Genomic DNA, 23,698 nt, shown 5'->3' on the forward strand with positions numbered 1-23,698 from the left:
AGCTGCGCATCAATCATGAAGTGGTGACTGCCTATGTCATGTCAAGGTCAGGCCGGCACGCCCCGTGAACGGTTACCAGTGGCCTACCCGATTGCCCCCCTGCCGACGACCCCGAGCTGACCTCGATTGCGTTGTCGAAGATGCCGGTCTTCTTTGTTGTCAGCCCAGGCCATCCTCTGGTTAATCAAGCCCAGCTTTCATTTGCTGATTTTGCCCACTACCCCACTCTTGGTTTGCCCGCAGGCTCCTATCCCCAAGTGGAGGCTTGCCTAAAGAAGCTCGGCTTGTGGAATGACTATGTGCGCATGTCCCGCTATCGACGTGAAATGTGGGAGGGTAAAACTGAGGTGGAGCTCACCATTGGCTATGCCACTTCGCTCAGCATGGAAGTATCTGGCGGTGATTTAATCAGGCTTCCCTTGGAGCTGCCCTTTAGTTCTGGGGAGGTGCTGGTTTGCCACCGAAATTTCGTCAACCATCCTCGCCTGTTGGCTTTGCAGACTTTGCTGCTTGCCCGACTTGGCTGCTTGGCTGAACGCCATGCTGATATTCAGCTGCTTTAAATCAGCTAAAAATATTAATTATGCAGAAACTGAATATTCTGGATAATTCGTTACATCGACTTGGTGTTTTTGCTTTTTTGTGAGAATATTGCTTGACTATGCTTTGAGAGAGGTGGTCGAACTTGATTGCCTCGCCGCTCTAGACGGTCTGCTTTGGTTGCGCACGGGCCACCAGGTTGAGACCAAGCTGAAAATTAGTCAGCCCACGGTTAGTCGGGTGAGTCGCAAGTGCGCTGAGGTGTTTGGCGTATCCCTGGTGCGGCGTGGGCCCGATTGGCAGATCAAGGGGGACGTGACGCTGCTCAACCTTGAACGCGGGGTGCACCAAGTGGTGCGCTGGAGTCGTGGTGGGCCTTTGCGCCTGGAGGCGCAGCACTGGTCTGGCCCGTTGCTTTGTTCGCCGGCTCCTGCCGGTTGGACTGCCGGAGGCTTTCACTTTCAAGAATACGAGAGGCCGCTGCAGCTGTTGAGAGACGGAGTTATTGATGCCTGGCTGGCTTCCTATCCTGATGTTCCAGCTGCCACTGACCCCAGCATCGCCTGCATTGCTTTGAACAGGATGCCGATGTGGCTTGTGGTCCAGCAGTCCCACCCGTTGCTTGAGCTTGGTGAACAGGTGACCTTTGACGATGTGACCGGCTATCAATGCCTGCCGTTTCCTGATGGCGCCTTTCCCAAATTTCAGGCCGCCTTGGAAGCATGTGGCTTGTGGAATGCCGGCACCTCAGAGCGAATTAGGAACTCTTCGTGGTTTGGGCAACCCAATAGTGAGGACCTCATGGTTGGCTTTGCTACCCCACTTTCTCTACACCTCTATGGAGGCTCCTGCAGGGTGCTGCCCTTGCAGCTGCCATTGCAGGTCGGCGATGCCTTGCTGGTGCAGAGGCAATACGAGCGGGCACCCCAAACGCTGCAGTTGCTGGCAGACCTCCGCAGGCGCTTGCAGCTCTTGGCCAGCTCCGCTCCAGACATGGAGCTGCTAGACGGTTTCGAGCACCCGAGTGCTGCTGCTGAAACGCGCTGATTAGCCTGAGCCTGGTCAGCCCTATTTGCAGAGCGATGGCTGCCAAGCGCACCCTCAATGCCAAAAATCTAGAAGGCCTCGGTGCGGCCGTCTTGGCTGAATTGTTGATTGAGGTGAGTGCTGGCAATGCGGTGATGCAGCGCCGCTTGCGGCTGGCGCTAGCAGCGGCTGAGGGCGCTGAAGGAGCGGCCCAGGAGGTGCGCAAACGGTTGGCAGCCCTGGCCCGTGCCACCACCTTTGTCGATTCCCGTAAACGCAGGGCCTTAGTGGTTGAGCTGGAGGCCCAGCACCAGGCCATTGCCGGACCAGTTGCCGCCGCAGATCCGCCGCTGGCGCTGGAGTTGCTGCTGCGTTTTCTCGAGTTGGCCGATGGTGTGCTGGCTCGGTGCTCCGACAGCACCGGCACCGTGGTCGGCTTATTTCAGCGGGCGGTGCTTGACCTAGGACCCCTTGCTAGCGCGGCCGCCTTGCCAGCTGAAGTGCTGGCCGAGCAGCTACTGGAGCTGGTGTTCGAAAACGGTTATGGCCAGTTTGATGACTTGATCCCGGCGGCGGCCGAAGCCCTTGGTGATCTGGGCCTGCGACATCTCGAGCAAGGCTGCCGGGTTCAAGGTGCCTGCGATGGTCATCCTGCACTGCTGCAGATCTCTGAGTGCCTGGGTGATGTGGATGGCTATCTGGCCCAGTTTGATGCCAAGCAGCTGGCCTGGCCCCCCACCGCCGCTGCTGTGGCTCGCCATTTGCTGCAGGCGGGCCGCAGCCAGCAGGCTCTGGCAGTGCTGGATGGCGCTGCGGCGGGGGCGGCCGCCTGGCATTCCCCCGAGTGGGACGACACCCGCATCGCCGTGCTCGAGTCACTGGGCCGCAACGACGACGCCCAGCAGTTGCGTTGGTCTTGTTTTGCCAAAACTCTCTCGATCAGCCATCTGCTTGAACACCTCAAACGGCTGGCTGCTTTTGAGGATGTAGAGGCGGAGGAGCGGGCCTTTGCGGTGGCAGAAGGCCATCCCATGCGCCTGCTGGCCCTCGACTTTCTGGTGCGCTGGCCCGCCTTGCAGCGGGCTGGGCGCCACGTGCTCGTCCACGGGCCCGAATGGGATGGTGAGGCATACGAAATCCTTGCCCCAGCAGCTGAGCGGCTCAGCGCCGACCAGCCGCTAGCCGCCACCGTGCTGCTGCGGGCGATGCTGGTGTTTGCTTTATCCGCTGGCCGCAGCAAGCGCTACCGGCATGCCGCCGAGCACCTGCGCAGCTGTGAGCTGCTGGCCGCCGGCATCGACGCTTGGCAGGGCGTGGAGCGCCATGAGAGCTTCGTGGGTCGCATCCGGGAAGCCTTTGGCGGCCGCTGGAGCTTCTGGTCCCTAGTCGAGCGCTGAGGTTCTGGGCAGGCTTGCTCCATGCCCTGAACGCCCTACGCCAAGTTCAAGCAACATCCACTTGTGCTTTTCATTGGAGTTAGCCTCGCTACCCCATGATTGGTTCTTGAAATAGAAGCCGTACAGTCAGGAATTTAAGTCTATAAGAGGCATGCGGGATATATGGTTTTGCTTAAAAATGGATTGGTTTTGCAGGCATGAACCAGGGCGGTCAAGGGGTGCCGTAAAACAACTTTAGGCTCGGCAAAGGCAATCAGATATTGATTTTCGCGCGCTGAATTCGGATGGGTCATTAAATGGCTGCGAACCAACTGTTTTTTAACCATAATTGACTCAGTGGGTAGAGAGCAGTGCTCGAATTGGGTGCTGGTCGCTACTTGTCCGCTGCGTGGCCCTAGTCTTGAGGTCGTCAGGGTGTGTGACGCCAAGCAGCAGATGGGTCAGTTGCCTGCCACGTAACGGCTCCGCATTGCAAGCCGGCTAACTACGTCTATTGGCAGCAGGCTGGAGCAAGCAAGACTTTTCAAGCGATGATTCCTCCTCAGAAGCAAATGACCGGGATGCTCGGGCATCCGGTGGCTGAGAACCCGATCGATCGGATGTTTGATGCGGTTTATAGCCACTACGGCTTGCTCTGGCAATTCTGGAAGAGTGACATCTCTTGCGTCCAGGATCTGGCCCTTGCCATCGCTGCTCTGGCTCCACTCGGTTACCGCGGCGTGGGCATCACTGTTCCCTACAAAGTGGACGTGATGCCGATGCTCGATGACGTTGACGATGACGTGCGAGCCATCGGGGCTGCCAACTACATCACTATCGAGCAGGGCAGGCTGATTGGCCATAACAACGACGGTAAGGGAGTTGTCAAAGCGATCGAAAAGGTGGCGCCCCTGCGCGGTCAGCACGTAGTGATGCTCGGAGCTGGAGGAGCGGGCCGGGCTATGGCCGTTGAGATGGCGTGGGCCGGAGCCGCCCAGCTCACCTTGATAACGCGCCGAGAGGAGCAGGGCCGCGAGGTGGCTGAGGTGGTGCAGCGAGTCTGTGGTGTGCCCTGCCACTGGCAGTCTTGGCAGGCACCGCTGGTGGTGCCAAAGGGGACCAGTCTGCTGATGAACGCCACTCACTTGGGCTGTGCTCCAGAGCTTGAATCTGCTCCCCTGGATTGGTCTGGTGTGGATCCGCAATGCATTGCCGTGGACGTGATCACCAATCCCCGCATCACTCCTTTCCTCTCTGCGGCCCGCAGCCATGGCTGCCGCGTGGTGGATGGAGTGGAGATGCTTGTGCAGTTGGCTATGCAGATTTTTGAGCGCTGGACTGGCATCAGCCCCGAGGAAGCCGTGTTCCAGCAGGCCGTCGCTGCAGCGCTTGGCGAATAAGGCAGGCAAATGGGGCAATGCTCCCATCCGAAAACCTCGGCGCCGCAGCCGATGGGGGCTTGTGCCCCACATGGCTAATCGTCGGGGTTGTTGTTGAGCGAGCTACACCGCTCCAGTTGCGCTCATCCAACTGGCAACATCGCCTTCCACACACCAGTGACTGCATGGCAGTGCGCACTGCGATCGAGCAGCAGGCGGCTCCTTGAGCTGGAAGTTAGTGGCGCTTTAACTGTGCTGCCTTCCTCATGCTTTGATTACCCTTTCTTCCTGGTTGGCACGCTGAAATGCGTACCCTTTACCCCGTGCGGTAAGGATCAGCTCGGGATTGTCGACATCCTCTTCTATTTTTGCGCGCAGTCGTGATATGTGAACGTCTACTACTCGACTATCGTTTGACTGCGTCGGCCTGTACCCCCAAACCTGCTCGAGGATGTCCAGGCGGCTGACTGACTCTCCCGCTCGGTTGATCAGTAGCTCAAGCAGGCTAAATTCCATTCCCGTAAGGCGGATGCGCTCATCACCGCGATAGGCTTTGCGACGAGTTAGATCTACTCTGAAATTACCTGCGATCAGCCAATGACTGCTTGCGGGGCTGTGGCTAACAGAATTATTTCCTTGGTCGCTACTGCGCAGGGATGGAGAGCTTCTCCTCATGACACAGCGAATACGTAGCTCAAGCTCTTTAGGGCTAAATGGCTTGAGTATGTAGTCATCGGCGCCAAGCCTTAGCCCAGTGACGCGGTCTCCTACATCACTTAAAGAGGTAAGCAAAATAATCGGCACTTCTGATTGAGCTCGGATCCGCTCGGTCACGGCGAAACCATCAATCTCTGGCATCATCACGTCAAGAACAAGCGCATCAGGCTCAAAGCTGCGAAAGAGTTCAAGAGCTTGAGTGCCATTGACTGCCGCAGCCACCTCAAAGCCCGCTAAGCGCAGCCGCGTCTCCAGAATGCGCCGGATGTTCGTTTCGTCATCTGCAATCAAAATTCGGATGGGATGGACGCGACATTCTGGGGTCAAGAAAGTGAACGAGCCGCAGGATCGGGCAAGGCTTAGGAGGAATTGCAATTGATCGCGGATTACGAAAAAGAATCGTCACATAAGCAGCTGCCCCGTTCGCCGGGGATGGGTAGCCCCCCAACCTTGGCCAACAAATACCCCTCACCGATTGATCTCTAGGCACTGAGGACACACCACAAATACATTGGAGCTGGACAGTGGTGATCTAGCTGGTATCTTCTTAGAGTAGATATCGTTTTTGACCTATGATTACTGGCCCCGAGCTGCTCGCCAAAGTCAAGGAGCTTGGCGATGTCTCCAAGTCGGACTTGGTGCGGGAATGCGGCTATGTGAGTACCAAAAAGGATGGCGGCGAGCGCCTCAACTTCACCGCCTTCTATGAGGCACTGCTAAATGCCAAGGGGGTCAACCTGGGTACCGACAGCACCGGTCGGGGAACTGGCAGAGGTGGCCGCAAGCTGAGCTACACCACCAAAATCCAATTTAACGGCAATCTCATGGTGGGCAAGGCTTACACCGCCGTGCTCGACCTACATCCCGGTGATGAGTTCGAGATCAAGCTCGGCCGCAAGCAAATCAAATTGATCCCCTTGGGCAGCGCTGAAGAGGAGTGATTTAGGTGCCGCTAAGCCAGCGCAGCAGTTAATTGCTGACTCGCTTGCCGCCTGCCCCTAATAGCTGCGCCTCCAGACCCGGCGCCTGGCTCGGGGCTTTGGTGCCCACCCAGGTGTCGATATAGAGCATCAGATGCCATGCTGATCACACAACGTTCCAATGGTTTCCACGCCACTGGACGGTTGCTCGGGCAATCAGCCGCGCATGGATAGGCAACACCAGTTCTGAACTGGAGAGACTGTGCGGCTTGGAGTCGGTGATCTGGTGGTGTTTGACACCGGACTGAGCTTGTTATTGCACGGGCGCTGGAGCCGAGCAGGGGCTCAGAAGCAGAAGGGCAGGAACTGGGTGCGGCAGGCTGCGTAGCCATCCACCAAGGCACCGAGGCCGATCTGGTGGGCTATGCCAAAGCCGGTGAGACCTTCCACCACGATGCCGATGACGATGCCGAGCATGGCGGCGCGGCCGTTAAACAGTTCAACTCGCTTGAGCTGCTCCATGAGGTTCAGCTGTTCGGCGCTGTTATTGAGCGACTGGTCTCTGGCGGGGGTGTTGGTCATGGGGGTTATCGGCGGTGGTGGGGAGGTAAGCGGAAAGATGGTGGCTTCAGTCGGCGATATTTGGCTGCAGCACTAGGGCACTGATCAGCCAGGCACCAAACAGGAGCAGGGTGAGGGTGGCTGTCATCGCAGGCTGGTGCGGCCGAGGTCGCTGGGGCGGCTGAGCACAAAGACGGTCATGCCGGTGAGCAGCGCCACTAGGGCGACAACGGCAGTGATGGCAATGGAGTAGTCGGTACCCATCGCGATCAACCGAGCCCGATCTGGGAAAGGATGCCCTGGCCAGTAAGCAACTCGGTGCCAAGGCCGATCACGAAACCGAGCATGGCCAGGCGGCCGTTCCAGGTCTCGGCGAAGGCGACAAAGCCAAAGCGGGGGGAGGAGTCAGTCATGCATGTTTCAGAATGTTGCGTGAATTGTAACGCAATGTGAAGGGGGCTCGGCTATGGCGGGTTCCCGCCTGGCTGTTTTGGCGGTGGTGGGGGTACTACACCTGCGGTCAGCCCAGGGATTCCATGCCCTCCTCAGCAGCTGGTGCGGAGTGCCTCGCAGACAGGTAAATCCCTTCGTTGGGGTCGTCGGCGTAGGAGTTTCGCCCAAGCTGGTCGGTTGTGCTGAGCGCACCGCGAGGTGGGGCGATCGACTCAGGGCCTTTTGCTCATTGGTGATACTGCCAACTCGCTGGCATCCATAGTCAGAAAAGTCTGTGTTGTCTTTTTCTTCTGTCTTGCAGCCTTATTAGCGATCAAGCTGAGCGAATCGCCGTTCACTAATGATCTTCGCCAATTCCAGGAAATAGCCGGCGGTGCACCACTTGCCATGGTTGCGGTCGCGATTGACTACATCAGTCCTGACCTCGGCAGCCTCTGCCATTACTAAATCTAGCTCCCCTTGAGGCAAATCGTAAAGCTCCTGAAGCTCAACCGAGCGGTCAAGCAGGTGACTTTTAAACCACTTTGGATTAAGTTCTTGAGGAGGGATATCCAAATGAAATTAGTTCTTGTTTAGAATTCGCATTCTACAGCATTGTCCTCCTCTTGCCATTCTTCCATAAAGTCCTCGAAGCTTGAGTGGAAACCAGGGTTGTTTAGATAAATATCCACAAGATCATCCAAGGCGACAAATTCAGGGATGAACGCACCAGGTTTTTGCTTGTAGTCGTGTAAGATTGCTTCCTTATTCACTCTATTAAAGTCCCAATTGCCCAGCATAGGCTCCACTGGCAGGGCTGAGGTGGCGAATGAAGTCCCCTCGACCTATTGAGTGGGTGCATGGATTCCGGTTCTTCTCTGGGGAGCAGCGGCGTCATTGGCTGTCAACTCTTAGTTTTTGGGGAGAATGCCCGTAAAGACTGGATCTCGACGAACCGGAAGCTGGCTCCCTCCGGTAGGTCGATGATGCTGTTGGGTCCCAGCACCACCGGCTCACTGGCTGAGCTACTGCCCATCTGGGCCAGCCACACAGGTGCGCCAGGCCCAGATGGGGCAATTCCCCCTTTCCTCAAAGCCCCCGCGGTGACTGGCCTAAACCCCTGACACCGCTTGGTTTTCTTGAACGCCCCCTGTTGGATTCGAACCAACGACCGGCTGCTTAGAAGGCAGCTGCTCTATCCGGCTGAGCTAAGGGAGCAGACCTTGCCATGATCGCTCAGCAGGTGGGGGCTTCACAACTGCGGCCCAGGCCAGGCGCCAAAGTGGGGGCAGTGATCTTTGTTGAAATGCGTTTCGCCCTGCTGCTCTCTGCTGCTGGCCTGCTGGCCCTTGCGGCGCCCTTGGGCGCCCAGGCGGTGAGCTTGGAAAAAGCCTGCGGCATATTTGCCGGCAAGCTCAGTGCCGCCCAGGCTGCGGGTGATACCCAAAAAGCCCAAACGATCTATCAGGAGGGCTCAGCGCGCATCGCCTCGAAGTTCAACGGTGCCAGCTGCCCGAACGTCAAACCACCAACCCCCTGAACCAGCGGGCTCTATCGGCCTACACTGGCCTGCTGCGCAACACCCGTCCCATGGCTGCCACCCGGCTCACTGACAGCCAGAAGATCGAAATAGTGGCCCGCTATCGCGCTGGTGAAGGCAGCGCCGAGCTGGCAGAGGCCTATGGCTGCAGCACCAACACCGTGAGCCGGGTGGTGAAGGCTGGGCTGGAGCCAGCTGAATACGAGCAGCTCAAGCAGCAACGCAACCGCCCGCTCAAGGTTGACCCAGAACTAGTTGCATCAGAGCATGAACCCCCTGAGCCTGACCTGCCAGAGCCGACCAGCGACGACGATGACCATGCGGTGCTGGCAATCGATGACGCCGATGATTTTGGCGATGACGCCAATGATCTCGATTTCGCTGATGAAGACCTAGCCGATCAGTTTGTGGCCGTGCCGCTGTTGCTGGTGCATCACGTTGGCGAGCCGGCCCAATGCCAGCCGCTGGCGGATTCACCGCTTCCTGCCAGCGTCTACATGCTGGTGGACAAAACAGTGGAGCTCCAGGCCAAGCCGCTCAAGGACTTCCCCGAACTTGGTGAGCTACCTGCTGGCGAAGAGGAGCGCCAGGCCCTGATGGTGTTTGCTAATCCCCGCCAGGCCAAGCGCCACTGCGGCCGCACCCAGCGGGTGATCAAGGTGCCAGACACCCGCATCCTGGAGCGCACGGCGCCCTACCTGATTGCCCAGGGCATCAGCCGGGTGGTGCTGGAGGGCAGCTTCTACTCCCTGCCAGGCAGTTAATCGCCGGGAATTAATCGCCAGGCAGTTGCTCGTTGCGGGGGGCGAGCAGGGCGGCGCTGCAGCCGCCACTGAGTACGCCAATCACTAGCGCAATGCCCACCAGAAAACCGGCCGGCAGCGGGGTGCTGCGGGCAAAGCCCAGGTTGAGGCTGGGGCGCTGGTCGAGGTTTTGAGCACCCAGGCAGAGGATCGCTAGCAGCAAGCCACCGCCCAGCAGGCTGGATGCAAGCAGGCGCAGGCGCACGACCATCAAGGGGAACAGGGGACCGCTCTGGCGCCAGTCTGCCCGGTCAGGGCTCCTGGTGCAGCAGGGCGTAGAGCTCCCGCTTGCTGTGGCCTGTGCGCTCGGCCAGCAGCTTGGCGGCGGCGTTGCTGCTGTGGCCGGCTTGCTGCAGCGCCTGCAGCTCGGCGCTGAGGGCAGCGCTATCCCAGGCCAGGGGCTCTGGCGGCAGGGCGCCGGCCAACACCAGGGTGCATTCCCCCTGGGGCGGTGTGCGGCGGAAGTGCTCGATGGCTGCGCTCACGCTGGGGCCCACCTGCTCTTCGTGCTTTTTGGTGAGTTCGCGGGCGACGCGTAGGGGCCGATCCCCCAGCACCGCCAGTAGATCGTCGAGCAGATCGAGCAGCCGGTGCGGGGCTTCAAACAGCACCATGGTGCGCTGCTCAGCTTGCAATTCCTGCAGTCGCTGGCGGCGCTGGTTGGTCTTGGGCGGCAGGAAGCCCTCAAAGCAGAAGCGGCCGCACGGCAAGCCACTGCTCACCAGGGCGGTGGTCACGGCGCTGGGGCCGGGAATGCAAATCACGTTTTGCCCAGCTGTGCGGGCGGCCGCCACCAGCAGCTCGCCGGGATCGGAGATGCCCGGCAGCCCGGCGTCACTGATCACGGCCAGGGCTTCGCCGGCGGCGAGGGCCGCGAGCAGTTCGGGGATGCGGGCGGTTTGGTTGTGGGCGTGGAAGCTCACCAGCCGCGGCCCCTGGTCTTTTTGACGCAGGCCGAGCTGATGCAGCAGTAGGCCGCTGCGGCGGGTGTCTTCGCAGGCGATGCGCTGCACGCCGGCGAGCACCTGGCGGGCGCGGGGCGAGAGGTCGGCCAGGTTGCCGATGGGGGTGCCCACCAGGTAGAGCACGCCGGGGGCGGGTTCGGGGGCTTGCACGGCTTGGGGTGGGCTCCTGCAAAATGCTGAACCCTGCCTACCCATGATGCCGGCTGCCCTCCCCCTGCCCTCAGGCATTGCGCTCGAAGCCTTGCTGGTGGTGCTGCGGCGGCTGAGCTGGGGCGCGGCGGATATCCTGCTCGCCTATGGCCGCGGCGAGCAGCCCCCCTATGGCTTCCCGCCGGCGTTGAGCGTGGATGAGGGCGGTGAGGGCCCGGTGAGTGCGGCGGATCTGGCCGTGAACCAGTGGTTGCTAGAGGGCCTGGCCGCAGCCTTCCCCACGGCTGAGTGGACCGTGCTGAGCGAGGAAACCGCCAAGGAGCAGCTCACAGAAGGCGAGCCCCTGGCGGCGGAGTGGCTGTGGATCCTCGATCCCCTCGATGGCACCAAAGACTTCCTGCAGGGCACGGGCGAATATGCGGTGCACCTGGCCCTGGTGCACGGCGGCGAGCCGGTGCTGGGGGTGGTGCTGCTGCCTGTGCTGGAGGAGCTGTGGCTGGGCGTGATGCCAGGGTTGGCGGGCTCGGCAGGAGAGGCCTGGTGCGAATGCCGAGCGGGCGAGCGCAGCCCGGTGCGGCTTAGTGGCAGGCGTGATCTAGGTGAGCTGGTGCTGGTGGCCAGCCGCAACCACCGCGACCAGCGGCTCGAGCAGCTGCTGGTGGCCCTGGCCTTGGGCGACACCAAGGCGATCGGCAGCGTCGGCGGCAAGGTGGCCACGATCCTGCGCGGTGAGACGGATCTCTATATCTCCCTGTCGGGTAAGAGCGCCCCAAAGGATTGGGATATGGCCGCTCCTGAGGCGGTGTTGCGCGCCGCCGGTGGCGCCTTCAGCCATGCCGATGGCCGCGCCCTGGCTTACAACAGCGGTGACGTACGCCAGGCCGGCTGTTTAATCGCCAGCCACGGCCCATCCCATGCCGAGCTGTGCGAAAAGGTGGCGACGGCGCTGGGTGTGATTGATCCCGGTTTTGTTGTTTGAGGGCTAGTGGGTGCTGGCTGGGGGGAGTGGTTGTTTTTTGCTGGTGGACTTAGCTAGGACTTAGCCCGGCCCTAAAAATAGTTGTTGGCCCTCATTCAGGCGCTGATATCCAATAAAAAGCCGGTCCCGCGGGTCCGGCTTTAGGTGCTTGGGGCCAAATTTTGAAAGGGCCAATTAGCAGCCCTCCCTTGCAATCACTCCGGCGCTGGGGCTTCGCTTTGGGGCACGCCGCGCAGGGTGAGGTTGATGCGGCCCCGGTTGTCGATTTCGCGCACGCGCACGGTTACTTGATCACCCACGTTGACCACATCTTCCACCTTTTCAACCCGTGCTTCGGAGAGTTGGGAGATGTGAATCATCCCTTCCTTGCCGGGCAGGATCTCCACGAAGGCACCGATCGGGATCACGCGAGTCACGGCCCCGCTGAACACCTCGCCTTCGCTGATGCGGCGGGTGAGGCCTTCAATGATGCGCTGGGCCTCCTCGGCGGCGGCGCCATCGTGGCTGGCGATAGTGACGATGCCGCCATCTTCGATGTCGATCTTGGTGTTGGTGCGCTCGGTGATGCCCTTGATCGTGCGGCCGCCTGGGCCGATCACGGTGCCGATCAGTTCCGGATCAATCCGGAAGCTGAGCAGGCGCGGGGCGTGGGGCGACATGGTGTCGCGGGGCTTGTCGATCGCCTCAAGCATTTTCTCGAGGATGTGCAGCCTGGCGGGGCGGGCCTGCTGGATGGCTTCGGCAATCGTTTTCACGTTGAGGCCGGTGACCTTCATGTCCATCTGCAGGGCGGTGATGCCCTTCTCGGTGCCGGCCACCTTGAAGTCCATATCGCCGAGGAAATCCTCGATGCCCTGGATGTCGGTGAGGATGCGCACCTCCTCGCCCTCCTTGATCAGGCCCATGGCGGCGCCGCTCACTGGTGCCTTGAGGGGCACGCCGGCATCCATCAAGGCGAGGGTGCTGCCGCACACCGAACCCATCGAGGTAGAGCCGTTGGAGCTGAGGCACTCCGATACGACGCGCAGCACGTAGGGGAAGGACTCCTTGTTGGGCAGCACGGGCACAATCGCCCGTTCGGCTAGGGCGCCGTGGCCAATCTCGCGGCGGCCGGGGGAGCGCATCGGCTTGGTCTCGCCGGTGGAATAAGGGGGGAAGTTGTAGTGGTGGAGGTAGTGCTTCTCGGTGGAAGGGTTGAGGTCGTCCATTTCCTGGGAGTCGCTCGGGGTGCCGAGGGTGGCGCAGGAAAGCACCTGGGTGAGGCCGCGCTGGAACAACGCTGAGCCGTGCACCCGCTTGGGAAGTACGCCGGCGGCGGCGCTGATCGGCCGCACTTCATCAAGGTTGCGGCCATCGACACGCTTGCCCTCCTGGAGGATCTGGGCGCGCATCAGCTTTTTGGTGAGGTCTTTGTAGCTGTTGCCTAGGGCCTTGCCGCTGGAGGCGGAGCGGATCGGGTCGTCTTCGGCAAGGGCGGCGATCTTCTCGCTGACTTCAGCCTTGATGGCGTCGAGCTTGCCGTCGCGCTCGGTTTTGGTCTGGGAAAACTGCTTGAGCACCTCACCGATGCCGCCGGCACATTCCTGTTCAAGGAAGTTGGGCAGGGTGGCGTCGATAACTTGGGGCTCGGGGATCACCTGCTCGATGCCGAGTTCCTTGAGCAGGTTTTGCTGGGCCTTGATCAGTTCGCACACCGCTTCGTAGCCGAAGTCGATCGCTTCGATAACGTCTTGTTCGGGCAACTGATTAGCACCGGCTTCCACCATCACCACGCCTTGGGGCGTGCCTGCCACTACTAGATCCAGCTCGCTGCGCTCAATTTCGCGGAAGCTGGGGTTTAGCACAAAGTCGTCGCCCAGCAGGCCAACCCGCACGGTGGCCATCGGGCCATAGAAAGGGATGCCAGCGAGCAGGACGGCCATCGAGGCGCCGGTTACTGCAAGCACATCGGGTGGCACTCGCTCATCGAGTGATAGGCAGGTGGCCACGATCTGGATGTCGTCGCGCATCCAGCTGGGGAAGAGGGGCCGGATCGGCCGATCGATCAGGCGGCAGGTGAGGATCGCCCGCTCAGATGGACGGCCTTCGCGACGGAAAAAGCTGCCGGGGATGCGTCCGGCGGCGTAGAGACGCTCTTCGTAATCGCAGGTTAGGGGCAGAAAATCGATGCCAGGGCGACCGCCGGAGCGGGTGGCGGTGACCAAAACCGAGGTATCACCGCACTCAACCATCACCGCACCCCCAGCCTGGGGGGCGAACCGACCAGTGGTCAGCCGGATCTCCCGACCATCGAAGGAGATCGACTGAGTTTGTCCTTGCACGTGCGCTTATGTCCTGTTGTTGTCAGTGATCATTCTCGCATTTTGGCCGTTGCCACTGGGGCATCCTTCGCTTTTTATCGGGTTTATGGGGTTGCGTGGCCATAAAAAAGCGCCCGTAGGCGCCTTTGGAATCTTTGGCTAATCACCAAGAAGACTTAACCACTCCCGGTAGCTCACCTTTGTGGGCCCGTTCGCGCAGCTGATTGCGGCACAGGCCGAAATCGCGGTAATAGCCGCGGGGCTTGCCAGTGGCCCAGCAGCGGTTGCGCACGCGGTTAGGAGCACTGTTGCGGGGTAGACCCTGAATTTTACGGTGAATTTCCAGGCGCTCCATGGGGTCAGCAGCGGCTTCAAATGCTGCTTTGAGGGCATTGCGCTTAACAGCGAAGCGCTCAACAATCTTTTTGCGCTTGACATCACGCGCAATCATTGACTTTTTCGCCATGCGGCCTGGGCTGCGATCGGATAAGTGCTTTCGAGCTTACCTTGCGGTGGTGAGGCTCAGCGCCCAAGCAGCTGCTGCACCACCGGCAGCTGGGAGGTGTCCTTGACGATCAGCACCACGCTTAAGCCCACCAGAAACACGAAACCCGACTGCATGAAAGCCATCTGAAAGCGCTCGGGCAGGGGCTTACCCCGCAGGCCCTCTAGGAGCAGAAACACAAACTGGCCGCCATCGAGCAGGGGCAGCGGCAGGGCATTGAGCACTGCCAGGTTTATCGATATCAGGGCAGTGAAGATAAACAAGCTGCTGCCGCCCTGCTTGGCCAGGGACGCCCCCATCTCCACAATTTTGACCGGGCCCGACACCTGGCCCGCGGTCTCGCCGAAGTGGGTGGCGAGGGTCACGAAACCCCCCACGGTGCGGCTGGTCAGGGCGGCGAAGTCGTGGTTGGCCTGGCGGAAGGGCTCCAATGGGGTGCGTGCGGGGCGGAACGCCTCGGTGCCATTGGGTTGCAGCTGGGCGCCAATGCGGCCAATGCCGCCGAGATCGGCCGGAGTGAGCTCTAGTAGCAAGGTTTGGCCGTTGCGCTCGGCTGCGAGGCGCAGGGTTTGGTCGGGGGCGGTCTTGATGCGATCAACCAAGGCGACCACGGCGCTCTGGCCGCCGCCAAGATCATTGCCATCGAGGCTCAAGATGCGGTCGCCAGGGTGAAGGCCGGCAGCTGCGGCGGCTAGGCCGGGTTGCACACCACTCACCAGCACGCCGGGGCTGGCGCTGAAACCTGCGGGGATGCCAAGCACCAGGCCCTGGCCGAGCAGCACTGCATAGGCAAGCAGCATGTTGGCGAGCACGCCGGCGGCGATCACCAGGGCCCGCTGGGGCAGGGGCCGGTTGCTGAGCAGGTTGGGGTCGTTTTTGGGGATGGGGCTGTCTTCATCGTCATCGGGAAAGGCCACGAAGCCGCCCAGGGGAATGGCCCGCAGGGCGAATTGCACGCCGCGGCGCTGGCGCTCGAACAGCACCGGGCCAAAGCCGATCGAAAAGCTGCTGACGCGGATGCCCTGCCAGGTGGCGGCAAAAAAGTGCCCCGCCTCGTGCACCACGATCAGCCCCGCCAGGATCGCCAGTGCTGTGAGAACGCCCATCCAGGCCCTACTGATAATGCATCTCATTGTGCTGGGTTTGCCTGGGGACAGGGGGCGGTAGGCACGTCTAGGCGCCGAACCAGGGCCGTGGCAGCAGCAGCGCCCCCCCTTAAAATCCCGCCTCAGCAGTAGTTGTTTTTACTCATATGACCCGCTTCTTGAGTGCCCTGCTCTGCGCCACCTTGCTGCAACTGCCCGCAGCAGCAGAACCCGCACCAGCAGAGCCACCGGCAGAGCAAGAAGCCCAAACCGAGGCACTGGCGGCAGAGGCCCAGAACCCTGTCGCAAATTTGGTCAGCGTTCCGTTTCAGTACAACCTCACCCCGGGTATTGGGCCCAATGAAAACCAAACCCAGAGCCTGCTCAATATTCAGCCGGTTGTGCCGTTTTCGCTCAGCCCAGATCTCACTTTGGTGACCCGCACGATTCTGCCGGTGTTGAGCCAGCCCACGGCGACGGGCAATCAAAATGGCATTGGCGATCTCAATCCCAGCTTCTTCTTCGTGCCCAAGGGCAGGGGCGCTTGGACCTTTGGTTTTGGCCCCACGCTGGTATTACCAACGGCTAGCGATAGCAGCCTGGGCCGGGGCAAGTGGTCTGCGGGGCCGGCGGCGGTGGCGGTGTACAGCAAGGGCCCCTGGGTGGCTGGGGCGCTGGTGAACAACATCTGGTCGTTTGCGGGCGATAGCGATCGCAGCTCGGTGAGCGCCTTCCTGCTGCAGCCCTTCATCAACTACAACCTGCGCCAAGGCTGGTATCTGGTGACCGCGCCGATCGTCACCGCCAACTGGCGGGCGGCCAGTGGTGACCAGTGGATTCTGCCGGTGGGCGGCGGCGTGGGTCGCTTGTTTCGCATTGGCAAGCAACCGATCAATGCCTCGCTGCAGGCCTACGCCAATGTGGTGAAGCCCGACATTTTTGGTGATGTCACGATCCGGGCCCAAATCCAGTTTTTGTTTCCTAAGTAGCTGGGGCGGCATCGCTCGCGGGCGCAGGGGGCGCCATGCACTTTTGGAGCTGAACTAAGTCTTGGCTAAGTCCACTCACTGCGGCCGTGTGTTCCCCGCCGAACCCGAGCTGTGGCGGCAGCAGCGAAACCAATTGGTTGCGTTTCAGTTAATGGTTCTTATGACCCATAGGACCCGCCTGCTTCGTATTGTCTAAAATTGATCAGTATTGCGCTGTTGGTGATTGCGCTGTTGGTGAAGTCACGATCCAGGCCCAGCTCCAGTTTTGTTTCCTAAGTAGTTGAGGCGACCACGCTTTAGGCAACTGCTGGCGGCGGAGCAGGGCCTGCGCTTAGACACGCGCGACTACCCCGATCCGCTGTTTGCATTGCACCACCGCGACGATCTGGCCCGACTGCTGCGCACCTGGCAGGCTGCCTATGAATATGCCGATCGCCACCCAGATGAGGCGGATAAGTTGATTGCATTTCGGGAGAAGTTGAGCGTGCCGCGCTTCCGCCAAGCGGAGCAGGGGCTTAATGAAGCCCGGTGCGCCTCTGACCAGGCTCGACGATGCACCGCTGCGCCAGGCGCTGAATCAGCCCTGAACGGTTGCGGGCGCATGGTTTTTAGGCTGGCTGAAGAACGGGGCTTATCGGCAACAGGCTCACCCAATCGGCAAGCTCGATGTAAAGGGTGTCGGTACCTGGGAAGTAGCGGATTTTCATGGTGCAGGTTCCGTTGTCTTCATCGAAGCACTGATTCCCCAGGGTGATTTTGACGGCTCGCAAACGGATCAGCACCCCCAGAAGGGTTGCTGGATGAGCCCACCGCCACCAGTTTTGATGATGGGGAGTGGGCTTGGTGATCCAGGAGATCCGCAACACGCGGCCATGTGTGGTGCCACCTTGCAGATGTTTGCCGTTTAGCTGGGCACCCCAGCTACTGAGCCGTGGCCTCCCTTTACGCCGCGAGCGGGTATGATCATATTTAGCGTCATATCAACCATGGCCGTCGCGTCATCTCCTTTCGAGCGCGTCACGGTGACGATGCCGGCGGAGTTAGTTGCTGGCGTTGATCGCTACGAGCGCAACCGCAGTCGCTTCATCACAGAAGCCGTGCGTCATGAGCTCAAGCGTCGTCGGCACCTGGAGCTGCTGCGATCACTCGACGAACCCCATCCCGACAGCCTGGCCACCGCCGCTTTGGGGCTGGAGGCCTGGGCTGAGGCGCTGCCCACAGAAGACAGCGATCTGCTCGACCCCACCGCAGGCCTGCCCTTGCGCTGGAGCGCCAATCAAGGCTGGCAAGAACCAGTGTCATGAACCTGGCTAGAGGCACTTTGGTGCTTGTTGACCTGGAGCCAACGCTGGGCCATGAACAACAGGGGACCCGGCCTTGTGTGGTGGTGAGCGACGCGGCTGTGAACTGCAACCAGCGCTTTCCCTTGATCGCGGTGGTGCCGGTCACAGGCACTCCTGCCCAAGGGGCGCTCTATCCAGCCTTGGCACCTGGATCCAGCGGACTCACCAAGCCATCGACAGCCCTGGTGGATCAGCTGCGCTCCATCGACAAGCAACGCGTCCGCAGGCGCTACGGCGAGGTGTCACCAGAAGAGCTTGAGGCCATTGACGCAGGCTTGTGCCTGTATCTGGGCCTTGATCCTGAGCCGTGAATCACCCAGCTGGTCGGCAAAAGCCCCATCACGATGCCGGCAAAAACCGGATTAGAAGCTCCGCATTTACCGCATTAAGATGCCGGTGTTACCTGCATCAGTGAGCCTGAGTGCCTGCTTATAGCCCCCGGATCGTGGATGGCGAACTCCGGGAGCTGTTGGGATCCGCAGGTGCTGTGGTGATCGAAGGGCCTAAGGCCTGCGGCAAGACGATGACGGCCTCGCAGCAATCCGCCTCCCGCGTGCTGCTCGACATCGACCAGGCCGCGCGGCAGGCCTTGGCGGTGGAGCCGAGGCTGGTGCTGGAAGGAGCAAGGCCGCGATTGCTGGATGAGTGGCAGGTGGCACCCGAGCTTTGGAATCAGGTGCGCAGGGCTGTCGATGCCTCCGAGCAGCCCGGCCAGTTTCTGCTCACCGGCTCAGCGGTGCCGGCGGAAGATGTCAGCCGCCACACCGGCGCCGGCCGTTTCGGGTTCCTGCGCATGCGGCCCATGAGCTTGTTCGAATCTGGAGTGTCCAACGGCGCCGTGTCGCTGCGTCAGCTGTTCGCTGGCGAGGTGCCGACCGTGGCGGATCCAGGGCTGAGCGTGCGGGATCTCGGTGCGCTGATTGCGCGCGGCGGCTGGCCCGCGCAGCAGGGCAGGCCCCTGAAAGCGGCGAGCCGGGCCGCCCGCGACTACCTCGAGCAGGTGCGGCAGGTTGACATCAGCCGAGTGGATCGCCGCCGCGATCCAGCGAGAGTGGGGGCACTATTGCGCTCTCTCGGGCGCCATTGCGCCACTGAGGCCCGGCTCTCAACACTGGCCGCCGATGTCGCCCTAGACGAGCGCACCGTGACGGATTATCTGCAGGCGTTAGAGCAGCTGATGGTGATCGAAGATCAGCCCGCCTGGGCTCCCCATCTGCGCTCGAGGGCGCGGCTGCGCAAGGCCCCAAAACGTCATTTCGTCGACCCATCGCTGGCGCTGGCGGCCAGCGGGGCTGCTGCGGAGCGATTGCTGGAGGATTTTGAGTGGTTTGGGCAGTTGTTCGAATCACTCGTGATCCGCGATTTGCGCGTGCTCAGCCAACCCCTGGAAGGAGAGGTGTTGCACTACCGCGATGACTACGGGGTGGAGGCGGATGCGATCGTGCAGCTGCGCGATGGGCGCTGGGGCGCCATCGAGATCAAGCTCGGCGAGGGGCAGGTTGACCAGGCCGCCGCCAACCTCAAGCGCTTCTCAGACCAGATCGACAGCCAACGCTCGGGGTCAGCGGCGTTTCTGGCCGTGATCTGCGGCAAGGGATATGGCTATCGCCGGCCCGATGGGGTTGTGGTGGTGCCGGTCGGTGCCCTTGGGCCGTAGCGGACGGCGCCGCTGTCGGCATCCACGAGGCGCTGCATCCTTTCCAGTTGGGTGCTCAGGTGTTGGGTTTGATCCATCGTCCTGCTACTGGGCGGTTGGTCACGGATCTGTGGACAGTGATTCGCCAAGGCGGCTGCGGATCCAACTGGGCTCCCTCCGGCAATCAAGAACCGCCTAGATCGACCCCAGCGCCGTCAAGGAGCCTGATATCCATGCATCTCCGCCTTTAACTCGGCCATGGCCGACGCCCAGTTTTGAAAGCTCGATGCCAGGCGGGTGAAGCAACCTGTTCAGGAGTCTTGGACAGCTCAGCCCAGAGCAATTCCATCGCTTGAACCTTGTCCGGCGAGCTGCATGACGCCGCCATCACCCCCCACCAATCGTGTCGCTGCCGAAGTAGGGCACTAGGCCGGAGCCGTCGCAGGCGAACGTCCCTCAGGCTGGCTGGAGGATGGGACTCATCGGCAGCAACGTCTCGATCGTGCTGCTGTCGCTGATCTGGGAATAATGCTCAAGGGTCACGCCCACTGGCATGCCCAGCTCATCAAAGTCAACGATCAGGTTGTCGCTCACGGCTTCTGAGCTGCTGCTCACCCGATCTGCAAGTTCAATGTAGAGGGTGTCGGTATCTGGGAAGTAGCGGATTTTCATACAGCAGGGGGCTTGGCGGGGGAGGAAGACTGTTGCCGGTTGAGTGCTCTGAGGAAACCTCGATCAAAAAAAGCGTTGTGAATGGTCTCTCTGTCTTCAAGGGGGGCCTCCAATACCCGAAGTATCCAGGCCTCCTCGATACCTGGGTGCTTCAGGCTCACCACATCGCGGAAGTAGGCCGTTGTTTTCATCGAAGCACTGAATGTCCAAGCAGAGGGCTGGGGTGGCGACCATCCCCATCACCCCGCAGCGATCGTGTCGCCGCCGAAGTAGGGCACCAGGGCGGCGGGGAGCTTGACGGAGCCGTCAGCCTGCTGGCCGGTTTCGAGTAGGGCGGCCATGGTGCGGCCGATGGCGAGGCCGGAGCCGTTGAGGGTGTGGAGCAGGCGGGTGTTTTTGCCATCTTTGAAGCGGATGGCGGAGCGGCGGGCTTGGAAGTCGTTGCACACCGAGCAGCTGGAGATCTCGCGGTAGGAGCCGGCGCCGGGCAGCCACACCTCGAGGTCGTAGGTGCGGGCGGCGGAGAAGCCAAGATCACCTGTGCAGAGCTCGATTTTGCGGTAGGGCAGCTCGAGGGCTTCCAGCACGGCTTCCGCGTCGGCGGTGATCTGCTGGTGGGCGGCGGCGGAGTGGTCGGGATGGCAAAACCAGTAGAGCTCCACCTTGTTGAACTGGTGCAGGCGGATCAGGCCGCGGGTGTCGCGGCCGTAGCTGCCGGCTTCACGGCGGAAGCAGGGGGTGTAGGCGGCGTATTTGAGCGGCAGCTGCTCGGCAGGAAGCACCTCGTCGCGGTGCAGGGAGGTGAGGGGTACCTCGGCGGTGGGGGTGAGCCAGAGGTCGTCGTCGGCGCAGCGGAAGCTCTCCTCGGCGAATTTGGGCAGCTGGCCCGAACCCGTGAGGCTGGCGGAATTCACCAGGATCGGCGGCATCACCTCCCGGTAGCCCTTGGCGGTGTGCAGATCAAGCATGAAGCTGATCAAGGACCGCTCCAGGCGGGCGCCAGCACCCAGCAGGGTGATGAAGCGGCTCTGGGCGATCCGCACGGAGCGCTCGGATTCAAACAACCCCAGCCGCTCGCCGATCTGCCAATGCTCCTGCAGACCGGCTTCGTTGCGGGGGCTGCCCCAACGCTTGATCTCAATGTTGTCGGCTTCGCTGCGGCCGTCGGGCGCTTCGGGTGAGGGCAGGTTGGGCAGGGCTGAGAGGGCCTCGCGCAGCTGCTGCTCCAGGGCTTTTTCTTGCTCCTCGAGGCCGGCAACCTGCTGCTTGCTGGCGTTGCCCTGGTCGCGCAGGGCCTGCACCTCGGGGCTGTGTGGCGCAGATCCGCCTTGAATCAGTTGGCCCACGGCCTTGCCGATGCGGTTGCCCTCGGCTTGCAGGTTGCTGCGCTGCTCCTCAAGATCGCGCTCCTGGCGGGCGATCTGCTGCAGCGGAGCAAGGTCTAGCTCCATGCCGCGGCGGGCCAGCTGGGTGGTGATCAGCTCAGGGTTGTCGCGCAGGAGGCGCTGGTCGAGCACGGGGCGGGGTAGGGAGGCGAGCGGCAGCCTAAGGGGCGGGCGGATCGATCACCGCCCAGTGCGGACAACCCTTCTCAAAGCCATAACTTGCTGGCTGCACCATCAGCAGGGTGGAGCAATGATCTGGCTTTTAGGTTCCAACTCTAAAATTCTTCGAGCCATAAGCGAGTGAAAATGTTCGAGGAGCGCCGCCTAAGAACCCTGGTATGGTGAGATCAAAATTTACACTGACATTGGACGAGCTTATTACTGCATTGGAGATTGTGACGCCGGTTGCAACCCGTTGAGATAACGGATCGGCCTGAAAGTCTAAGGATCCGTTGCGGAGTATTGGGGGGCCAAGTCTTATGAGATTGCCGTCTGACTGGGCATAAGTAATGCACGCATACTGCAGAAGCCCCGAGCTATCTAGAAATGGGGATCTGACTGAAAAAATCTTGCCCGCAAGCGCGGGGCATCTGCCGTCGCTTGAGTTTAGAATTTCTTCGCCATCTGATATGTCGCTCTCGATTAAAAACGAGAGTCTACTGCGTAAGTTTTCACTTGATTGGGCAGCAAGAAGGGACCGCTCACTGCTGACCTGAGAAGTAAAGATTTGAGAGGCTAAGAGAACTGTAATCGGAATTAGCGATGCTGCAACCAGCAACTCAACCAATGTAACCCCTTCTGAATTTGTATTTCTCTTGAACTGGCCTAGGGCAAATTTTATGAGGTGATTAGAAGCAGCTGGGTTCATTATTGGTCTTAGATACGCGTGTAGTCTGAGCACTCGTTGGCCAAGGTTGAGCCGGGACCTCTGCTACCAATTTCTATAACACCAGCCAATCCGCTGATGCGAATGCATCGGAGGAGTGAAGATCTACTAATTAAAAATTTAATTTGGGTGGTCGGATTCGCATTAGCACTAGTATTAATGAACACGAATCTTGTGCCCCTTGGGGTAAATATGGTAGATTGATTAGTGAAGGCTGCTGATAGCCTTGAGCTTCCAAGATTTGGTATATCGAGTAGAATGCTTGAGTTGGGAGCGCAGGCGGCAGGAGAAACACTTGCAATCTGTGTGCCATTGCCTTGATTGGCGAACCCACTGGCAAAGTTTACTGTGCAACCACCCTGGTTAGGTTGTGGAGATTTTTGGAGTAGCGCTGATCTCTGTACAAGCTGAAGCCACCCGGCCAATGCAACTTGGGCCGTATTGATTTTTGCTCGATCCGCCTCGCCTTCTGAAACATTCACCGCAATAGTGGAGAGGATGCCTAGTATCACTACAGTAATTAGAAGCTCTGCCAGTGTGAAACCAGCAGTGGATAGTTTGCGCTTGTTAATCATGGACACCACGCCGCCAAGGTTGGCACAAGTGTGTAAGAACGGGAGGTAGTGGCTCCACTATATATAATGGTAAGGCGATGGCTTGCGGCTTCAGAGGTGTCAAATTGACGTGAGATTCCCGGCGGTAAATTTGCATTTCCGATCAGTGAAACCAAATCTGTCACCAGTGTCCCGTTGTTGCATTTGGCTGTAAATGCATTAATAGCAGTTTCACTTACATCGAGAGTAGAGTCTGGAAAATAATAGTTTTGCTTTCCTGGGCGATAATATGTGTTTCCCGGGGGCGAGGGATCAATGGAGCATGGTGATGTCCTGCCAGATTCAGTAGTGCATGAGCCAGAGCAGCATGTCATCCTAAACGCAATATCTTTGATGCTTGCGAGGTCTTGATCAACTGCTTCTTCAAGTTGATTAGTGCTTCTTGTTCTAATTAAGGCCGTATTCCCTCCAGCTAGAATTGTTGCCACTCCGGCACCTAAGAGTCCAAGTATGGCGATAGAAACGAGAACTTCGACGAGAGAAAATCCTCTTGCTCCAAGAAAGCGTTGATCCACCCTGGAGGAGATCTCAGCACCTTGAAAATAGACATGACGGGGCAGAGAAAGCACAGGACCTAGAAGAAACGAGTAAAGTTAATAGCCCTTGCTGCCCAGTCTATTGGCTTGGAATTCTGATCTAATTCGCCTATATCTCTAAGGACTTCACAGGGAACTGCAGATGGGTTGGTCACGCAGGTGCCGGGATTTGAAGGTATGGCCAATCTGAGTGTGCTATTATCGCCAAGTGTAAGTTCATTGGTCCACAAGATTCCGTCAAAATTTGAACTGCCACTTAGGGTAGTGTTTGCACATGGTGCCCAGACAAACATGGCCGCGATGGCATTGCCGACGAGTTTAAAGTCTTGCGAGGATGTACACGCACTACCAATGGGCTT

27 protein-coding genes, 1 tRNA gene and 1 pseudogene are annotated in these 23,698 nt (G+C 60.1%); 12 read left to right on the forward strand and 17 right to left on the reverse strand.

The features are described from left to right. Positions 1-110 precede the first annotated feature (110 nt). The 4 genes and pseudogenes from AC01FP_RS11065 to AC01FP_RS11080 form a co-directional block, all read left to right on the forward strand. Positions 111-563, forward strand: a pseudogene (locus AC01FP_RS11065) (LysR substrate-binding domain-containing protein); the annotation flags it as partial. 112 nt (positions 564-675) lie between these two features. Beyond that, positions 676-1,587 (forward strand): LysR substrate-binding domain-containing protein, encoded by a 912-nt coding sequence (locus AC01FP_RS11070; RefSeq protein ID WP_474480222.1) that lies wholly within the window; start codon positions 676-678, stop codon positions 1,585-1,587. Positions 1,588-1,622: 35 nt separating this feature from the next. Continuing rightward, the gene (locus AC01FP_RS11075) at positions 1,623-2,963 is read left to right on the forward strand and encodes a DUF6880 family protein (protein WP_474480225.1); all 1,341 of its coding nucleotides are present in this window, start codon (positions 1,623-1,625) and stop codon (positions 2,961-2,963) included. A gap of 551 nt (positions 2,964-3,514) precedes the next feature. Next, positions 3,515-4,342: a shikimate dehydrogenase family protein gene (locus tag AC01FP_RS11080; RefSeq protein WP_474480228.1), complete on the forward strand. Its 828-nt coding sequence runs from the start codon at positions 3,515-3,517 to the stop codon at positions 4,340-4,342. Positions 4,343-4,585: 243 nt separating this feature from the next. Here AC01FP_RS11080 and AC01FP_RS11085 read toward each other — a convergent pair whose 3' ends face one another. Then, the gene (locus tag AC01FP_RS11085) at positions 4,586-5,365 is read right to left on the reverse strand and encodes a response regulator (protein ID WP_474480229.1); all 780 of its coding nucleotides are present in this window, start codon (positions 5,363-5,365) and stop codon (positions 4,586-4,588) included. A gap of 245 nt (positions 5,366-5,610) precedes the next feature. Between AC01FP_RS11085 and AC01FP_RS11090 the strand changes: the two genes are divergently transcribed. Beyond that, positions 5,611-5,979: an AbrB family transcriptional regulator gene (locus tag AC01FP_RS11090; RefSeq protein ID WP_474480230.1), complete on the forward strand. Its 369-nt coding sequence runs from the start codon at positions 5,611-5,613 to the stop codon at positions 5,977-5,979. A 324-nt stretch (positions 5,980-6,303) separates the two neighbouring features. Here the strand turns inward: AC01FP_RS11090 and AC01FP_RS11095 are convergent, their stop codons facing one another. The 5 genes from AC01FP_RS11095 to AC01FP_RS11115 all read right to left on the reverse strand — a co-directional run bounded on the left by AC01FP_RS11095 (position 6,304) and on the right by AC01FP_RS11115 (position 8,169). After that, positions 6,304-6,540, reverse strand: a complete 237-nt coding sequence (locus AC01FP_RS11095; RefSeq protein ID WP_474480231.1) for a high light inducible protein — start codon at positions 6,538-6,540, stop codon at positions 6,304-6,306. 248 nt (positions 6,541-6,788) lie between these two features. Continuing rightward, a complete protein-coding gene (locus tag AC01FP_RS11100) occupies positions 6,789-6,932 on the reverse strand; it encodes a high light inducible protein (RefSeq protein ID WP_474480232.1) in 144 nt (47 codons plus the stop codon). Positions 6,933-7,278: 346 nt separating this feature from the next. After that, complete coding sequence (locus AC01FP_RS11105; protein ID WP_474480234.1) at positions 7,279-7,527, reverse strand: hypothetical protein; 249 nt, start codon at positions 7,525-7,527, stop codon at positions 7,279-7,281. Between the two features lie 17 nt (positions 7,528-7,544). Further along, positions 7,545-7,760, reverse strand: coding sequence for a hypothetical protein (locus AC01FP_RS11110; protein WP_474480235.1), 216 nt, complete (start codon positions 7,758-7,760; stop codon positions 7,545-7,547). Positions 7,761-8,095: 335 nt separating this feature from the next. Continuing rightward, a tRNA-Arg gene (locus AC01FP_RS11115) sits at positions 8,096-8,169 on the reverse strand. Between the two features lie 10 nt (positions 8,170-8,179). Here AC01FP_RS11115 and AC01FP_RS11120 point away from each other — a divergent pair. Continuing rightward, on the forward strand, positions 8,180-8,491 hold the full coding sequence (locus AC01FP_RS11120; RefSeq protein ID WP_474480237.1) for a hypothetical protein: 312 nt from the start codon (positions 8,180-8,182) through the stop codon (positions 8,489-8,491). Between the two features lie 50 nt (positions 8,492-8,541). Then, on the forward strand, positions 8,542-9,255 hold the full coding sequence (locus tag AC01FP_RS11125) for a hypothetical protein (protein ID WP_474480238.1): 714 nt from the start codon (positions 8,542-8,544) through the stop codon (positions 9,253-9,255). A 10-nt stretch (positions 9,256-9,265) separates the two neighbouring features. Here AC01FP_RS11125 and AC01FP_RS11130 read toward each other — a convergent pair whose 3' ends face one another. Continuing rightward, complete coding sequence (locus tag AC01FP_RS11130; protein WP_322764081.1) at positions 9,266-9,505, reverse strand: hypothetical protein; 240 nt, start codon at positions 9,503-9,505, stop codon at positions 9,266-9,268. A 40-nt stretch (positions 9,506-9,545) separates the two neighbouring features. Next, on the reverse strand, positions 9,546-10,454 hold the full coding sequence (gene rsmI, locus AC01FP_RS11135) for a 16S rRNA (cytidine(1402)-2'-O)-methyltransferase (RefSeq protein WP_474480240.1): 909 nt from the start codon (positions 10,452-10,454) through the stop codon (positions 9,546-9,548). On the opposite strand from rsmI, the gene AC01FP_RS11140 reads away from it, so the two are divergent. Beyond that, positions 10,453-11,388, forward strand: coding sequence for a 3'(2'),5'-bisphosphate nucleotidase CysQ family protein (locus AC01FP_RS11140; RefSeq protein WP_474480242.1), 936 nt, complete (start codon positions 10,453-10,455; stop codon positions 11,386-11,388). The genes rsmI and AC01FP_RS11140 overlap by 2 nt on opposite strands. A gap of 194 nt (positions 11,389-11,582) precedes the next feature. On the opposite strand, the gene AC01FP_RS11145 is transcribed toward AC01FP_RS11140, so the two are convergent. The 3 genes from AC01FP_RS11145 to rseP all read right to left on the reverse strand — a co-directional run bounded on the left by AC01FP_RS11145 (position 11,583) and on the right by rseP (position 15,299). After that, complete coding sequence (locus tag AC01FP_RS11145) at positions 11,583-13,709, reverse strand: polyribonucleotide nucleotidyltransferase (protein ID WP_474480244.1); 2,127 nt, start codon at positions 13,707-13,709, stop codon at positions 11,583-11,585. Between the two features lie 142 nt (positions 13,710-13,851). Beyond that, positions 13,852-14,154: a 30S ribosomal protein S14 gene (gene rpsN / locus AC01FP_RS11150; RefSeq protein WP_474480245.1), complete on the reverse strand. Its 303-nt coding sequence runs from the start codon at positions 14,152-14,154 to the stop codon at positions 13,852-13,854. Between the two features lie 56 nt (positions 14,155-14,210). Next, a complete protein-coding gene (gene rseP, locus AC01FP_RS11155) occupies positions 14,211-15,299 on the reverse strand; it encodes an RIP metalloprotease RseP (protein ID WP_474480246.1) in 1,089 nt (362 codons plus the stop codon). Between the two features lie 146 nt (positions 15,300-15,445). On the opposite strand from rseP, the gene AC01FP_RS11160 reads away from it, so the two are divergent. The 4 genes from AC01FP_RS11160 to AC01FP_RS11175 all read left to right on the forward strand — a co-directional run bounded on the left by AC01FP_RS11160 (position 15,446) and on the right by AC01FP_RS11175 (position 19,267). Next, the gene (locus AC01FP_RS11160) at positions 15,446-16,267 is read left to right on the forward strand and encodes a neuromedin U (protein ID WP_474480248.1); all 822 of its coding nucleotides are present in this window, start codon (positions 15,446-15,448) and stop codon (positions 16,265-16,267) included. Between the two features lie 986 nt (positions 16,268-17,253). Then, on the forward strand, positions 17,254-17,571 hold the full coding sequence (locus AC01FP_RS11165; protein WP_474480249.1) for a CopG family ribbon-helix-helix protein: 318 nt from the start codon (positions 17,254-17,256) through the stop codon (positions 17,569-17,571). Next, entirely contained in the window at positions 17,568-17,921 is a 354-nt protein-coding gene (locus AC01FP_RS11170; protein WP_474480250.1) for a type II toxin-antitoxin system PemK/MazF family toxin, read from the forward strand. The genes AC01FP_RS11165 and AC01FP_RS11170 overlap by 4 nt, the downstream gene beginning before the upstream one ends. Positions 17,922-18,031: 110 nt before the next feature. After that, a complete protein-coding gene (locus AC01FP_RS11175; protein WP_474480252.1) occupies positions 18,032-19,267 on the forward strand; it encodes an ATP-binding protein in 1,236 nt (411 codons plus the stop codon). Positions 19,268-19,702: 435 nt separating this feature from the next. Here AC01FP_RS11175 and AC01FP_RS11180 read toward each other — a convergent pair whose 3' ends face one another. The 6 genes from AC01FP_RS11180 to AC01FP_RS11205 all read right to left on the reverse strand — a co-directional run. After that, positions 19,703-19,918: a DUF2283 domain-containing protein gene (locus tag AC01FP_RS11180; RefSeq protein WP_474480254.1), complete on the reverse strand. Its 216-nt coding sequence runs from the start codon at positions 19,916-19,918 to the stop codon at positions 19,703-19,705. Then, positions 19,915-20,109, reverse strand: coding sequence for a hypothetical protein (locus tag AC01FP_RS11185; protein ID WP_474480256.1), 195 nt, complete (start codon positions 20,107-20,109; stop codon positions 19,915-19,917). The genes AC01FP_RS11180 and AC01FP_RS11185 overlap by 4 nt, the downstream gene beginning before the upstream one ends. Before the next feature lie 48 nt (positions 20,110-20,157). Beyond that, positions 20,158-21,435: a serine--tRNA ligase gene (serS, locus tag AC01FP_RS11190; RefSeq protein WP_474480257.1), complete on the reverse strand. Its 1,278-nt coding sequence runs from the start codon at positions 21,433-21,435 to the stop codon at positions 20,158-20,160. Between the two features lie 744 nt (positions 21,436-22,179). Beyond that, on the reverse strand, positions 22,180-22,764 hold the full coding sequence (locus tag AC01FP_RS11195) for a type IV pilin protein (protein ID WP_474480259.1): 585 nt from the start codon (positions 22,762-22,764) through the stop codon (positions 22,180-22,182). Beyond that, complete coding sequence (locus AC01FP_RS11200; protein ID WP_474480260.1) at positions 22,761-23,372, reverse strand: type II secretion system protein; 612 nt, start codon at positions 23,370-23,372, stop codon at positions 22,761-22,763. The genes AC01FP_RS11195 and AC01FP_RS11200 overlap by 4 nt, the downstream gene beginning before the upstream one ends. 5 nt (positions 23,373-23,377) lie before the next feature. Continuing rightward, a partial coding sequence (locus AC01FP_RS11205; RefSeq protein ID WP_474480262.1) for a hypothetical protein occupies positions 23,378-23,698 on the reverse strand: 321 nt, incomplete at its 5' end.

The organism is Cyanobium sp. NIVA-CYA 375, from assembly GCF_056108345.1.

Coding starts and splice junctions, on each gene's coding strand:
- AC01FP_RS11075 (WP_474480225.1), top strand. CDS start 1,623: ATGGCTGCCAAGCGCACCCTCAATGCCAAAAATCTAGAAGGCCTCGGT.
- AC01FP_RS11080 (WP_474480228.1), top strand. CDS start 3,515: ATGACCGGGATGCTCGGGCATCCGGTGGCTGAGAACCCGATCGATCGG.
- AC01FP_RS11090 (WP_474480230.1), top strand. CDS start 5,611: ATGATTACTGGCCCCGAGCTGCTCGCCAAAGTCAAGGAGCTTGGCGAT.
- AC01FP_RS11095 (WP_474480231.1), bottom strand. CDS start 6,540: ATGACCAACACCCCCGCCAGAGACCAGTCGCTCAATAACAGCGCCGAA.
- AC01FP_RS11100 (WP_474480232.1), bottom strand. CDS start 6,932: ATGACTGACTCCTCCCCCCGCTTTGGCTTTGTCGCCTTCGCCGAGACC.
- AC01FP_RS11120 (WP_474480237.1), top strand. CDS start 8,180: ATGATCGCTCAGCAGGTGGGGGCTTCACAACTGCGGCCCAGGCCAGGC.
- AC01FP_RS11125 (WP_474480238.1), top strand. CDS start 8,542: ATGGCTGCCACCCGGCTCACTGACAGCCAGAAGATCGAAATAGTGGCC.
- AC01FP_RS11130 (WP_322764081.1), bottom strand. CDS start 9,505: ATGGTCGTGCGCCTGCGCCTGCTTGCATCCAGCCTGCTGGGCGGTGGC.
- AC01FP_RS11140 (WP_474480242.1), top strand. CDS start 10,453: ATGATGCCGGCTGCCCTCCCCCTGCCCTCAGGCATTGCGCTCGAAGCC.
- rsmI (WP_474480240.1), bottom strand. CDS start 10,454: ATGGGTAGGCAGGGTTCAGCATTTTGCAGGAGCCCACCCCAAGCCGTG.
- rpsN (WP_474480245.1), bottom strand. CDS start 14,154: ATGGCGAAAAAGTCAATGATTGCGCGTGATGTCAAGCGCAAAAAGATT.
- rseP (WP_474480246.1), bottom strand. CDS start 15,299: ATGGGCGTTCTCACAGCACTGGCGATCCTGGCGGGGCTGATCGTGGTG.
- AC01FP_RS11160 (WP_474480248.1), top strand. CDS start 15,446: ATGACCCGCTTCTTGAGTGCCCTGCTCTGCGCCACCTTGCTGCAACTG.
- AC01FP_RS11165 (WP_474480249.1), top strand. CDS start 17,254: ATGGCCGTCGCGTCATCTCCTTTCGAGCGCGTCACGGTGACGATGCCG.
- AC01FP_RS11170 (WP_474480250.1), top strand. CDS start 17,568: ATGAACCTGGCTAGAGGCACTTTGGTGCTTGTTGACCTGGAGCCAACG.
- AC01FP_RS11180 (WP_474480254.1), bottom strand. CDS start 19,918: ATGAAAATCCGCTACTTCCCAGATACCGACACCCTCTACATTGAACTT.
- AC01FP_RS11185 (WP_474480256.1), bottom strand. CDS start 20,109: ATGAAAACAACGGCCTACTTCCGCGATGTGGTGAGCCTGAAGCACCCA.
- AC01FP_RS11195 (WP_474480259.1), bottom strand. CDS start 22,764: ATGATTAACAAGCGCAAACTATCCACTGCTGGTTTCACACTGGCAGAG.